Origin of the sequence: Lysobacter hankyongensis (assembly GCF_039543145.1) — a bacterium.
In the GTDB taxonomy this organism is placed as follows: Bacteria; Pseudomonadota; Gammaproteobacteria; order Xanthomonadales; family Xanthomonadaceae; genus Lysobacter_I; species Lysobacter_I hankyongensis.
The window spans coordinates 1-12333 of record NZ_BAABJE010000029.1 but is presented as its reverse complement, the minus strand read 5'-3'; the positions used below and the strand labels follow the sequence as shown (position 1 = coordinate 12333).

The following is a 12333-nucleotide window of genomic DNA, read 5'->3' as shown; positions in this document are numbered from 1 at the left end:
GCAATGCCGGGGCCGTATCTTTTTGTGCGACCGGCCCATGCGACCTTTCCGTGCAACCTTCGCATGCGATTTTCATGCGCCCGGTATCGGGGCTGGCCGCTTTCCCGGGGCGGCTCCGTTTAAAACAATCGATTGAAAAAGAATCGAACTTCGTCGATCTGGACACTACTCCGGCTTTCCAGCAGACTGGCTTCCCAAGAGATGGACCGGTTTCATGGCGCGACTGCTCGTTTTGAACGGCCCCAACCTGAATCTGCTGGGCACCCGCGAACCCGGGATCTACGGGCATGCGACGCTCGCGGAAATCGAAGCCGATCTCGTCGAACGCGCCCGCGCCCACGGCGGGCATGCACTGGAAACGTTCCAGTCCAACGCCGAGCACGTCCTCGTCGAGAAGATCCAGTCCGCTCGCGGCCACATCGACTTCATCCTGATCAACCCGGCCGCCTTCACTCATACCTCGGTCGCGATCCGCGACGCGCTGGCGGCGGTCGGCATCCCCTTCATCGAAGTGCACCTGTCCAACCCGCACAGGCGCGAACCGTTTCGTCACACCAGCTATTTCACCGACCTGGCGGTCGGGGTCGTCGCCGGCTTCGGCCCGCTCGGCTACGGTCTGGCGCTCACCGCCGCGATCCGCCATCTCGACAGCAACGCCCTCGATCCATCCCTCCAACCTGCTCCCTGAACCGACGCCCGGAACGATGTCCGGGCCATCTTCGAGAACGACACCATGGACCTGCGCAAAATCAAGAAACTCATCGACCTGCTGGAAGAATCGAATCTGGCGGAGATCGAAATCAAGGAAGGCGAAGAATCGGTACGTCTGGCCCGGGTGCCCAAGGGCGGCATCGCCATGAGCCTCCCGCCCCCGGCCCCGATGCAGATGGAACACAGCCAGCGCCCCGCGCCGGCGATGCCGATGGCCTCGCCGGTGGAAGCCGCCACCGGCGGTTCGCGCCCGGCCTCGGACCTGCCCGACGGCCACGTCGTGCGCTCGCCGATGGTGGGCACGTTCTACGCTTCGCCGTCGCCGGACAAGCCGGCGTTCGTGAAGGTCGGCCAGTCGGTGAAGGCGGGCGAAACGCTCGGCATCGTCGAAGCCATGAAGATGTTCAACCCGATCGAAGCCGACGTCTCGGGCACCGTCCTCGCGATCCAGTGCGAAAGCGGCCAGCCGGTGGAGTTCGACCAGCCGCTGTTCGTGATCGGCTGAGGACCCTCCCATGCTCGATAAAGTCGTCATCGCCAATCGCGGCGAGATCGCCCTGCGCATCCTGCGCGCCTGCCATGCGCTGGGCATCAAGACGGTCGCGGTGCATTCCACCGTCGACCGCAACCTCAAACACGTGGCCATGGCCGACGAGTCGGTGTGCATCGGCCCCGCCGCCTCGAAGGACAGCTACCTCAACATGCCGGCGATCATCGCCGCGGCCGAAGTCACCGACGCCCAGGCGATCCACCCGGGCTACGGCTTCCTCAGCGAGAACGCCGACTTCGCCGAACGCGTGGAGAAATCCGGTTTCATCTTCATCGGTCCGCGCGCCGACACCATCCGCATGATGGGCGACAAGGTCGAAGCGATCCGCGCGATGAAGGCCGCGGGCGTGCCCTGCGTGCCCGGCAGCGGCGGCCCGCTGGGCGACGATGCCAAGGAGAACGTCCGCATCGCCCGCGAGATCGGCTATCCGGTCATCATCAAGGCCGCCGGCGGCGGTGGCGGTCGCGGCATGCGCGTGGTGCATACCGAGGCCGCGTTGAACGCCGCGATCCAGACCACCCAGACCGAGGCCAAGGCCGCGTTCGGCAACGAACAGGTCTACATGGAGAAGTTCCTCGAGAACCCGCGCCACGTCGAAATCCAGGTGCTGGCCGACGGTCAGGGCAATGCGATCCATCTGGGCGAACGCGACTGCTCGATGCAGCGCCGCCACCAGAAGGTGGTCGAGGAAGCGCCGGCGCCGGGCATCACCCCGGAACAGCGCGCCGAGATCGGCAAGGTCTGCACCGAAGCCTGCGTGCGCATCGGCTATCGCGGCGCCGGCACCTTCGAGTTCCTGTACGAGAACGGTCGCTTCTACTTCATCGAGATGAACACCCGCATCCAGGTGGAACATCCGGTGACCGAGCTGATCACCGGCATCGATCTGGTGAAGGAACAGCTGATGATCGCCGCCGGGCAGAAGCTCAGCATCAAACAAAGCGACATCGTGCTGAGCGGCCATGCCATCGAATGCCGCATCAACGCCGAGGATCCGGACAGCTTCCTGCCCTCGCCCGGCCTGATCAAGCATTTCCACGCCGCCGGCGGCCCCGGCGTGCGCGTCGATTCGCACATCTACGAAGGCTACCGGGTACCGGCGAACTACGACTCGATGATCGGCAAGCTCATCGTGCACGGCCCCGACCGCGCCACCGCGATCGCGCGGATGAAGGTCGCGCTCAGCGAAATGGTCGTCGACGGCATCAAGACCAACATCCCGCTGCAGCAGCGGATCATGGCCGACGTCGGCTTCCAGACCGGCGGCCAGAACATCCACTACCTCGAAAAGCGTCTTGCGGAGCGCAAGGAAAAGACGCTGTCGATCCTGTGACTCTGCGCCGGCCGACGATGCGCGTGGTCTCGTTTGCGATCGCGTGCTTCATCGCGACACTGCCGGTCTGCGCTTCGGCGCAGACCGGCACGACACCGGCGGAGGCGCCGCCGCTGCCGATGGACGAGCCGCTGCCCGAGGCCCGGTTCTCGTCGCGGCTGATCCTGACCGATGCCGAGGACATCGCGAAGATCCACACCTCCAGGCCCATGCAGAGGTTCTCATCGGCGGCCGCGTTCGAGGCCGCGCTGCGTGCGCCGCTGCGTCCGGACTCTCGGGCGTCAGAACTCGACGAGCCGGATGCCGTCGTCGAAATCGAAGAGGGCGAGTTTGCCGGCCGCTGGCGCTTCGAACGCGGCGCGGACGGGACTCTCGTCCGCGCATGGCGCGACATCGATCATGTCGCGCGGGGCGTTCCCGGCGAGATGCAGACATACGTCGCGGAGCGCTGGGGCTACTGCAGCGAAAGTCGCTCCGCGTGCGAGGCGTGGTTCGAGCGCGGCCGTCATCGCGCCGCGAAACCGCGCAATACCATGGCCGCCATCGCCCATCTGCAATGGCGCGAGCGCACATTGCAGGAGACCTGCACGCCCGGACCGAAATTTCGACCGCCGCTTGATGCGATCGAGCGGGCGATCGCGCGTTCCGGATTGACGACCGCCACCGTGGTGCTGCGGCTCGTGCTCAATCCCTGCGGCGACGTCCGCGATGCCGACATCGAGACCGGCTCGGGCGACAGCGCCATCGATCGCATGTTCGTGGCCTGGGCGCTGCGATCGCGGATGCCGCTCGGGCCGCGGCCGCAGCCGGCAGGCAGGGGTGCGATCGGGCGGCTTCCGATCTCGCTCAAAGCGGTCGATATCCCGGCCATGCCCATCGGCGAATCGCCCTCACCCTGAGATCGTCGACATGATCGTCCGCATGCTGCTCCGACTCCTCGCCGGCATCGCGCTCGTCACCGGCCTGGTGCTGGGCGCGCATGCCGCGCGCTTCGTGGCGAAATCCGAACGCACCGAGGGCGTGGTCGAGCGCATCGACGCGCGCGACGACCGCTGCAACCGCTCGCGCAAGCACGGCAAGCGCAAATACGACTGCACGCGCTACACCGCCGCGATCCGCTTCGCCCACGCGGGTCGCGACTACACCGTCGAAGTCGGCGCCGGCAAACACAAGGGCCACGGCCAGCCGTTGGCGAACGCCGATCTGCGGCCGGGCCAGCGCGTGCCGATGCTGGTCCCGCGCGATGCGCCGCAGGACGCCCTCCACGGCACCGGTGCATCGCTGCGGGTGTGGGGCGGCGCGCTGCTGGCGTTCCTGTTCGCCGCGGTACTGGCGTTCGTCTCGTTCGTGCGCAACCGGTCGCGCTGATCAGCGCACCATCCGGCCGACCGCCTCCACCACCACATCCGCGCACTCGGGATTGCCGCCGAACACAAACTCGGCGCCGCCGCGTCCCGCACGCAGGATCACGGTCGCATAGGGATCGATGTAGGCCGCCTGTTCCTTGAGATTGTCGGCCTCGGGCAGATCCATCGCGATCGGCCAGTCCAGCGGCGGGCCCAGCGCGGGCGGCGGGTCGAGACGACGCAGCGGCCCGAATTCGCCATAGCCGGTTTCCTCGACCGCCAGCGCCATGCCGTCGGTGCTGCGGAACAGCAGTTTCAGGCGATCGATGGCCATCGGCGTGGTGGTGGGCCCGGTGGACGCCGTGCCTTCGGCCAGATGCAGGCGCGCGTTCGGAAACCGCGCGATGACCAGACCCACCGCGATCGCGATGCGCTCATTGAAAGTACCGAAAGCCATCGTGGCACATCCTTCCCGGAAACGACGCGGCATCCGGCCGCGGCGGGGGCCGCGACCGACGGGAGGATCGGGGAACGAAGACGCGGACGCCGATCGCGGCGATCCGCCCAACGGCGAAGGCCACGCAGCGCCGATGTTCGACCGCCACGCCCCCCTGGCCGTGGCAGGTCCGGAACATTCCGGATCGATCCACCATAACGCAAAACCCGCGCCGCCGCGGCCGGCTATCATCCGGACTTCGACCATCGCGACGGGACGGGCAGGGACGTGAATCCGCAGCAGAGCGGCGGCCGCACGCGCGGCGAAGACCTCCGGACGCTGGAAACCGAACTGCTGGGCGTTTCGCGGCGCATCGACCGCACCCTGCGCCGGCATTACGCCACCCAGGGCATGCGCCGGCTGCTCAAGCCGCCGCGGCACTGGCGCGAACAGGGCCGCCGGGTCGCGATGTCCGCGCCCTCGCTGTGGCTGGTGCTGACCTGCGTGCTGCTGGTCGCGATCGCCATCGCGTCCGCGTCGCAGACGGCGTGGTTGCCGCAGTTCCTGACGCAACGGTTGCCGGCGCTGCCGCGAATTCCGCTGTGGTGGGTGGTCGCCGCGATCGCGGCGCTGGTCGCGGTCGAACGGTGGCTGCTGCCGCGGCTCGCGCTGACGCGCCATCGCTTCCGGCTGATGCGTCTGGAGCACACCGAAGGCGATCCCGGCTTTCCGTTCGTGTATGTATCCGCGCGCACTCCCGGTTCGCCCACCGGCTTCGCGCTGCAGGCCTGGAAAGGCATGCGCGGCATCGAACCGGGCGACATCGTGATCGCGATCAGCGACGCCCACGACCGCGGCCTTGCGGTCATCCCGCTGCGCACGGTGGGGCGCCTGCCGATCATCGTCTGGGATCGCGATCTGCTGCAGCACGACGCCTTCCCGCCGCTGCCGAAGGACGTGCGCGCGCTCGCCGAAGACTTCGACCGCGGCTGCGACCTCAACGCGAAGCACGCCGGCCGCATCGAACGCAGCCGCACGCTGCGCTCCGGGCAGACCGAGCCGCAGGCGGTCGCGAATCCGCAGCAGGCCTGGGCGAAGGTCGCGCTGGCGCCCGCGGTGAAGACGCGGCTGATCTCGCTGGCCGCGCATTTCGCCGCCGGCAGCGCATCGGCCACGCGCGGCCTGCTGCTGTACGGCCCGCCCGGCACCGGCAAGACCACCATCGCCCGCACCTTCGCCGACAGCATGGGCTGCGCGTTCTTCCCGCTGTCGCTCACCGACCTGAAATCCGGCTTCATCGGTCAGAGCGGCGAAAACGTGAAGGCGCTGTGGAGCAAGGCCCGCGCCGAACCGCGCGCGGTGATCTTCGTCGACGAATGCGAAGGCGTGTTCGGCCGACGCGGCGGCGTCAACACCGACAGCTTCGTCGAGGAAATCGTCACCGCCTTCCTCGCGCAATGGGACGGTTTCGAGAAACAGACCCACGTCTGGGTGGTGGGCGCGACCAACCGTCGCGACCTGATCGATCCCGCGCTGCTGTCGCGCTTCGAGGATCAGCTGGAAATCGGCCTGCCCGACGGCCATCAGCGGCTGGAAATCCTCGCCGGCGAATTCGCGCGATTGTCGATTCCGCCGCCGCTGCCCGCACAGACCGAAGCCCTGACCGCCGGCATGTCGGGACGCGATCTGGTGAGTCTGTCGCGCCGCGTCGCGCGCGAACACGGCACGAAGCAGCCGTTGTCCGACGACACCCTGGCCGCGATGACCGCGGCGATGCGCAAGCAGGGCTCCACCGCGACCGATGCCGGCGCGCGCTGGGACACGCTGATCCTCGCCGACGAGACGCTGAAGGAACTGAAGACCACCGCCGGCCTGCTGCAGCACGCGGACACCTTCCGCAAGCGCGGCATCGGCGTGCCGCGCGGCCTGCTGCTCTACGGCCCGCCCGGCACCGGCAAGACCCAGATCGCGCGTACGCTCGCCAACGAAACCGGCCTGCGCTTCATCGCCGCGTCCACCGCCGACATCAAGCAGGGCTTCCTCGGCCAGAGCGGACAGAAGGTGCGCGAACTGTTCGAACGCGCGCGCGAATCGGCGCCATCGCTGCTCTTCATCGACGAGATCGACATCGTCGCCGCCGCGCGCGGCGGCCAGAACGACAGCATCCTCACCGAAATCGTCGGCCAGCTGCTGCAGGAAATGGACGGCATCGCCGCACAGACGCAGCCGGTGTTCGTCCTAGCCGCCACCAACCGCCGCGACCAGATCGACGCCGCCGTGCTGTCGCGCCTGCCGAAACAGATCGAAATCCCCCTGCCCGACCGCGATGGCATCGTGAAGCTGCTGCAGGTGATGTTGCGCGACAAACCGCTGGCCTTCGACATCGCGACAGGCGCGGAAACACTGGCCGTCCGTGCCGACGGCAAGAGCGGCCGCGACCTCAGAAGCTGGGTCGAATCCGCCGAACACCGCGCCGTCGCCCGCGCCATCGACGCCGGCGACCCGGAAGCGATCGCGATCGAACTCGGGGATTTCGGCTGAGAGGTTCGGCCGAGAGGTTTCGCCCACAGACCCCGATCAATCGATTCGCTCAATCGAAATCACCACAACGATCGCCCACCGCTTTTGTGGGAGCGCCGGAAGGCGCGATGGGGTTGGGAGGCGGTGGGGTTGGGGCATGTGGCGGGTGGTTTCGAAACGGAGCCAATATCGCGCAGGGCGGAACCGCCGAAGGCGGTTCCGCCGGTATTGTTTACCCGTTCCACATTGGCGGAAGCTGCTGCCCCGGATTACGTTTTACCGTCTTTTCAAATTCAAAATTATTTTTTGTTAATTTTCTGATCGAACAAATCAACTCCGACCCTCTCTGAATTTTTAGAAATATAACCAGGCTCAATGCTTTCTACATATGAAAGCCATCCCCTCAGACTTTCTAGTTCTTTTTTATCTAAACGATCATTCATTGCATAATCAATCTTGGCTCTGATGAGTTTTTTTACATCCCTCCCGACAGAGACATTGCGAATTGATGTTATATTTAATCCACAAATATTGACTCTTCTTTTCCTAGAAAATCTTCTAACTTTATATTCATTTATTTTCAGAAATGGCGCATATCTGCTTAGAGCGGACCTGGCTTGCTCTTCCATTTTTTTTGAAGGCCAAATTTCCTTAGATGATATGTATATATCATCTGCATATCTTGTATAAATGCCTCCACTATTAGAAGCGGCTCTTAACATAAATTCATCAAATTCATAAATTATTGAATTTGAAAGATATGGAGATGATGGGGCACCGATAGTTAAAGAGAGCCCTTTCAGACCATGCGCATCATCTTTTTTTCGACAAAGACAATTAACAGAAAAATTCAAAGCCTCATCATCGAGTGCAATTTTTCCTAAAGAGCGCATATTTTTTAGATAAAGAAAAAGCTCAACGCCACCTATAGAGGGAAAAAAATCAGTGAAATCCAGCCTCAGGAAATAATTACTTTTCGAATGAGCAAGCGCGTGATCCTTTATTCCAAGACCTGCCCTATAAGAAAAAACCGCATCGGACACTGGAAGTGACGCGAAGCACTCGCGTATTAGCCAGCGCTGCACCTCCTTCAAGGATGCAGTAGGCTGGTAAATATCTCTCCACCCACCAGTTCTCTTTTTTATCTGGTAATGCCTATATCTGTATGGAGCATTATTTAGCATCTTCTCCAATTCAGCGGCTGGAACCCTAAGTGCGAGAGAAAGCTTTTCAAGGAGATCAGATTTATTCACCTATTTACCTCCATATACTCTAAGTATTGAGGCAAACCACTCTTACGATACCTAGAAATCCAGCGTGCTTTCATATCTCGAAAATTCTTGTCTTGCCCTAATATAAATCTTTCAGGAGGTATTCGCGCAACTCTCGCTAAAAATCCGCTTTTAGTCCGAGCCCCTCTCCCCAAAGCAAGTATAATTCCTACGAGCAATTGAACTTCCCAATAATCAAACTTTCCGGCTATTCTGCGCACTATGTCTTTAAGATCATCATCTGTAAGAACGCCAGAAATATCGAGCAGCATGTCGATGATGCAGAATTTTTGCCTTAGCGTTAGATCGTCCCATAAAGAAGAATCAAAATTTTCGTTGTGAGGAGGATCTGCAGTAAGCCGCTGTGAAATCCCTCTAAATACAGAAACATAGTCCGCGCCGATTACCGCTGGCACGAAGTTACTCTGCCTCGCTATTCGTGCAACAGGCCCTCTATTTATAAATGATCCACCTTGATGCTGTTCGGGGAGCACAACAAGAGTTATTCCGGAAATTTTTTCATTCATGCAAAAAATTCCGAGCTCTGCCAATGATCCTGGGCTCTCACAAAACAGTAAAATTCGATCGCAGACATCGGCGATGATTGTCTCAACCTCAGCTAGATCGTCTGTTTTGCCTCGCACACGAATAGCACCCATAAGATCAGTTATCGCGGTCTCAGCACGCACACATGCCAACCTAGGCTCATTGACAAGAGCCCAGTCAATGAACCTTTTTCGAAAGCTCAACTGTTTAGGTACATCGGCCCTAAAGATATCTGCCATTCTCATCACCCATTGCGGATAACCCGGCAAACTTCTGATAGATGGCGAATCGAACTCGTCTGTACCACCACATACAAACGTAATGAGGGGTGTACTAGAAAAACGAAGGCCGGCCTGTATGAACAGGCCGGCCGTTAGCTCAAACAGATTAGTGAACGCCGGGTCATCCTTTACGTTCACGAATCTGACCACCTACTTGAAAGCGGCGAATCCCTTTGGGCTTTGCCGTAGGCGAAGCCCAAAGGGATTCGCCGCGACAATACCTTTCAATTCCTATGGCCTGACGAAGCGTCTGGCTCAAAGCCCTAACATCAGGCTCGGCTAGGTGATGGATTAAGCCTAGCAAAGACTTTTTGAATCCTCAAGGTCGCGTAACATTTCGTGTCCCCACTCTATAGCGTCCCCGTGGATACCTATTCCTCAACGCTGACATTGGCGGATCGTTGTTGCACGAATACTAAAGCCGTCATACGCATACGGTGCGTCAGCGGAGGACCGCAAGCCGGCTCATCGACCCAGCCTCCACCGGACATTGCGCTGGGTGCAAAGCACCCAGCCTACAGAAGCCAAACGCTCGTTTCCGGTACGAATCCAAGACCATCGCAACCTCCGCCCGCAGCCCCTCATCCGGCCTTCGGCCACCTTCTCCCCGCGCGCGGGGAGAAGGAAAAAGCGTCATCCGGGTGCGCATGCAACTTTCAGCGGATGCGCTCCGAAGAGCGATGCGCCAACGCGGTACACGATGTCATTAGTCCAAGGTCATACGATGCGGGGGGCGCACGATGCGATGCCGCAGTAATCGAGGCCGCAAGGCGCATGCGCGTTGGTGCAGAATCGAAGGATCATGCACGCCTTCATGGCATTCGCCATCGATGACGCCTCACGGCGCATGACGCCTTCGGCTGATGCGCCCTGCGAAAGCAAGCGTGGACAACCGGTGTCTTTTTTCATTCGCGAGGCCCGGTTGACGGTTGCGCATGAAACCATCCGCATTCCGTTCAGGAAAAAGTCGCAAAACGCCTGCGAATCGTGCGCAGATGCGAAACCTCATGCACTTTTTTCATGGCATCCGCCGTTGACGTTGTCGCTGCGCGCGCGCCATAAACTTGTATAGTGCCGCTCGGCGCGACGAGCGCGCCGCGGGTTTCACGAACAGCGAAAGGAATCAGACCATGATGAACACGGATGCACCGTTGATGGCGGATGCGATTCAGGAAACACACACGATCCCGGAAACCGAGGGCAGCCCGAAGCGGCGAACGCCGCCGGTTTTCTTCAACCCGTTCACGCCGGGGTTCGAGGAGAGCCCGTACGAGCACTATCGGATGTTGCGCGACACCGATCCGGTGCAGGAGCACCCGATGGGGTTCTGGTTCGTGTCCCGGCATGCCGAGGTGTCGAAAGTGGTACGCGATGCGCGCATGTCGGTGAAGAGCCACAACCTCACCCCCGGTCCGATTCGCGACCAGATCAACGAACTCATCGCGGACACGCCGCTCAAGCGGGTGTCCATGGTGGTCACCGACCCGCCGGACCACACCCGACTGCGGTCGCTGGTGGGCCGGGTGTTCACGCCGCGCGCGATCGCGGCGATGGAGCCGATGATCACCGGACTGGTCGATGCGTCGCTGGATCGCATCGCCGATGCCGGCTCGGTCGATCTGGCCGAAGCGTTCGCGTATCCGTTGCCGTTCACGGTGATCACGACGATGCTGGGCATGCCGGACGCCGATCCGAAGCGGCTGCTCGAATTGACCGAGGCGCTGGTCATCGCGCTGGAACCGCCGGGCATCGATGCCGCATTCGATATCAAGACGAAGATCGCCGTCGAGGAGGCCGAAGCCGAGCTGTCGGGCATGATGCAGGAGATCATCGCGTGGAAGCGCAAGCACCCGGCCGACGACCTGCTGACCGCGCTGACCCAGGCGGAACAGCACGGCGACCTGCTCACCGACGAGGAACTGGTGGCCCAGGTCATGCTGCTGTATCTCGCCGGCCACCATACGACCGTCAACCTGATTGGCAACGGGGTGATCGCGCTGCTGCGCAACCCGGATCAATTGGCGCTGCTGCGGTCGAACCCGGACCTGATCGGCAACGCGGTCGAGGAATTCCTGCGCTACGAGAGTCCGCTCCAGGAAACCAGCCGGATCACCCTCGCCCCATACCCGCTCGGAGACCGGGAGATCCCTCCCGGCGCGCTGGTGGTGACCTGCATCGGCTCCGCCAACCGGGATGAGCGGGTGTTCGGCCCGGATGCCGACAAGCTGCGGATCGATCGCGAACAGGCCCGCCAGCACGTATCGTTCAGCCTCGGCGCGCACCACTGCCTCGGCTCCGCGCTCGGCCGGCTGGAAGCCCGGGTGGCGATCGGCCGGCTGGTGGCGAGGTTCCCGCGACTGGCGTTGGCCGGCCCGGTGCGCTGGAACGGCCGGATCAACGTGCGCGGTGCGAAGGAGATCCCGGTCAGCGTGTAGGCACGCGCCCGAACGGCCACCGAACGGAGCGCTTTCGCAGGGTGCATGCGCGAATCGTCATGCACCCGCTTCGAACGGTCGACGGCCGCCGGCGAACGTCTCACTCACGCGCGGCATCGAGATGCGTCAGGTAAAGCCGCAGATCGAACTCCAGCTGGTGGTAGTCGGGCGCCATGTGGGTGCACAACTGGTAGAAGGCCTTGTTGTGCTCGGCTTCCTTCATGTGCGCCAGTTCATGCACGACGATCATCTTCAGGAACTCGGCGGGCGCGTCGCGAAACACGGTGGCGATGCGGATTTCGCGGCTGGCCTTGAGCCGGCCGCCGTGGACGCGGCTGATGGCGGTGTGGGTGCCGAGCGCGTGCTGCATCACCTGCAGTTTGCCGTCGTAGATCACCTTGCCCAGCGGCACCGATTTGCGCAGATGCCGGTCCTTGAGCGCCTGCACGTACTCGTACAACTGGCCATCGTTGCGCACCGCGTGGGGCTGGTCGTATTTCTCCGCCAGCAGCGCGCCCAGCCGATCCTGCTCGATCAGCGCGCGCACCTTCGCCTGCAGGGGTTCGGGATAACCGGCGAAGTATTTCAAGGCTTGCATCGGCAGCGGGGCAGGCGGCGGGCACGGCCGGTATGATGGGCCCGAAATCATCGGCGGGAAACTGCGTCATGGCGAAGGGGAATCCGCTCCAGGAACAGCTGCTCAAGGCGGGCCTGGTCAAGAAGTCCAAGGTGTCCGAGGTGGCGCGCGAGCAGATCAAGGCCCGGCACGGAAAAGGACCGGCGGCGCCCAGCGAGATCCAGCGGGAAGCGGAGCGGGCGCGGGCCGAGAAGGCCGAGCGCGACTGAAGCGTCCTTGTTTCTTCGAGTCACCCGGAAGTAGAGGTTGACGGGGATTGTGCCCGAG

At 62.4% G+C, this 12333-nt stretch carries 12 protein-coding genes and 1 pseudogene; 9 read left to right on the top strand and 4 right to left on the bottom strand.

Annotation, left to right across the window (positions count from 1 at the left end; all coding sequences use genetic code 11):
• Positions 1–214: 214 nt before the first annotated feature.
• The 5 genes from aroQ to ABD974_RS18050 are packed head-to-tail and all read left to right on the top strand — an operon-like array spanning position 215 to position 3962.
• Positions 215–688: a type II 3-dehydroquinate dehydratase gene (aroQ, locus tag ABD974_RS18070; RefSeq protein ID WP_345304743.1), complete on the top strand. Its 474-nt coding sequence runs from the start codon at positions 215–217 to the stop codon at positions 686–688.
• A 45-nt stretch (positions 689–733) separates the two neighbouring features.
• The gene (accB, locus tag ABD974_RS18065) at positions 734–1216 is read left to right on the top strand and encodes an acetyl-CoA carboxylase biotin carboxyl carrier protein (RefSeq protein ID WP_345304742.1); all 483 of its coding nucleotides are present in this window, start codon (positions 734–736) and stop codon (positions 1214–1216) included.
• A gap of 10 nt (positions 1217–1226) precedes the next feature.
• Positions 1227–2594: an acetyl-CoA carboxylase biotin carboxylase subunit gene (accC, locus tag ABD974_RS18060; protein WP_345304741.1), complete on the top strand. Its 1368-nt coding sequence runs from the start codon at positions 1227–1229 to the stop codon at positions 2592–2594.
• Positions 2595–2617: 23 nt separating this feature from the next.
• Positions 2618–3493: a hypothetical protein gene (locus tag ABD974_RS18055; protein ID WP_345304740.1), complete on the top strand. Its 876-nt coding sequence runs from the start codon at positions 2618–2620 to the stop codon at positions 3491–3493.
• 22 nt (positions 3494–3515) lie between these two features.
• On the top strand, positions 3516–3962 hold the full coding sequence (locus ABD974_RS18050; protein ID WP_345304739.1) for a DUF3592 domain-containing protein: 447 nt from the start codon (positions 3516–3518) through the stop codon (positions 3960–3962).
• Here ABD974_RS18050 and ABD974_RS18045 read toward each other — a convergent pair whose 3' ends face one another.
• Entirely contained in the window at positions 3963–4397 is a 435-nt protein-coding gene (locus ABD974_RS18045) for a hypothetical protein (protein WP_345304738.1), read from the bottom strand.
• A gap of 267 nt (positions 4398–4664) precedes the next feature.
• Here ABD974_RS18045 and ABD974_RS18040 point away from each other — a divergent pair, with 267 nt between their 5' ends.
• Positions 4665–6917, top strand: a complete 2253-nt coding sequence (locus ABD974_RS18040; protein ID WP_345304737.1) for an AAA family ATPase — start codon at positions 4665–4667, stop codon at positions 6915–6917.
• Between the two features lie 278 nt (positions 6918–7195).
• Here ABD974_RS18040 and ABD974_RS18035 read toward each other — a convergent pair whose 3' ends face one another.
• Positions 7196–8149: a retron St85 family RNA-directed DNA polymerase gene (locus ABD974_RS18035; RefSeq protein WP_345304736.1), complete on the bottom strand. Its 954-nt coding sequence runs from the start codon at positions 8147–8149 to the stop codon at positions 7196–7198.
• On the bottom strand, positions 8146–9132 hold the full coding sequence (locus ABD974_RS18030) for a retron St85 family effector protein (protein ID WP_345304735.1): 987 nt from the start codon (positions 9130–9132) through the stop codon (positions 8146–8148). Before ABD974_RS18030 ends, ABD974_RS18035 begins: the two co-directional genes overlap by 4 nt.
• A 664-nt stretch (positions 9133–9796) precedes the next feature.
• Between ABD974_RS18030 and ABD974_RS18025 the strand changes: the two genes are divergently transcribed.
• Together ABD974_RS18025 and ABD974_RS18020 are read left to right on the top strand one after the other, a co-directional pair.
• The gene (locus ABD974_RS18025) at positions 9797–10066 is read left to right on the top strand and encodes a hypothetical protein (RefSeq protein ID WP_345304734.1); all 270 of its coding nucleotides are present in this window, start codon (positions 9797–9799) and stop codon (positions 10064–10066) included.
• 58 nt (positions 10067–10124) lie between these two features.
• Positions 10125–11429 carry a cytochrome P450 gene (locus tag ABD974_RS18020; RefSeq protein WP_345304733.1) on the top strand — a complete coding sequence of 435 codons (1305 nt, stop codon included), beginning with the start codon at positions 10125–10127 and terminating at the stop codon, positions 11427–11429.
• 100 nt (positions 11430–11529) lie between these two features.
• Here the strand turns inward: ABD974_RS18020 and ABD974_RS18015 are convergent, their stop codons facing one another.
• Positions 11530–12027: a M48 metallopeptidase family protein gene (locus ABD974_RS18015; protein ID WP_345304732.1), complete on the bottom strand. Its 498-nt coding sequence runs from the start codon at positions 12025–12027 to the stop codon at positions 11530–11532.
• A gap of 68 nt (positions 12028–12095) precedes the next feature.
• Between ABD974_RS18015 and ABD974_RS18010 the strand changes: the two are divergent.
• Positions 12096–12272 (top strand): annotated as a pseudogene (locus tag ABD974_RS18010) (DUF2058 family protein); the annotation flags it as partial.
• Between the last annotated feature and the right edge of the window lie 61 nt (positions 12273–12333).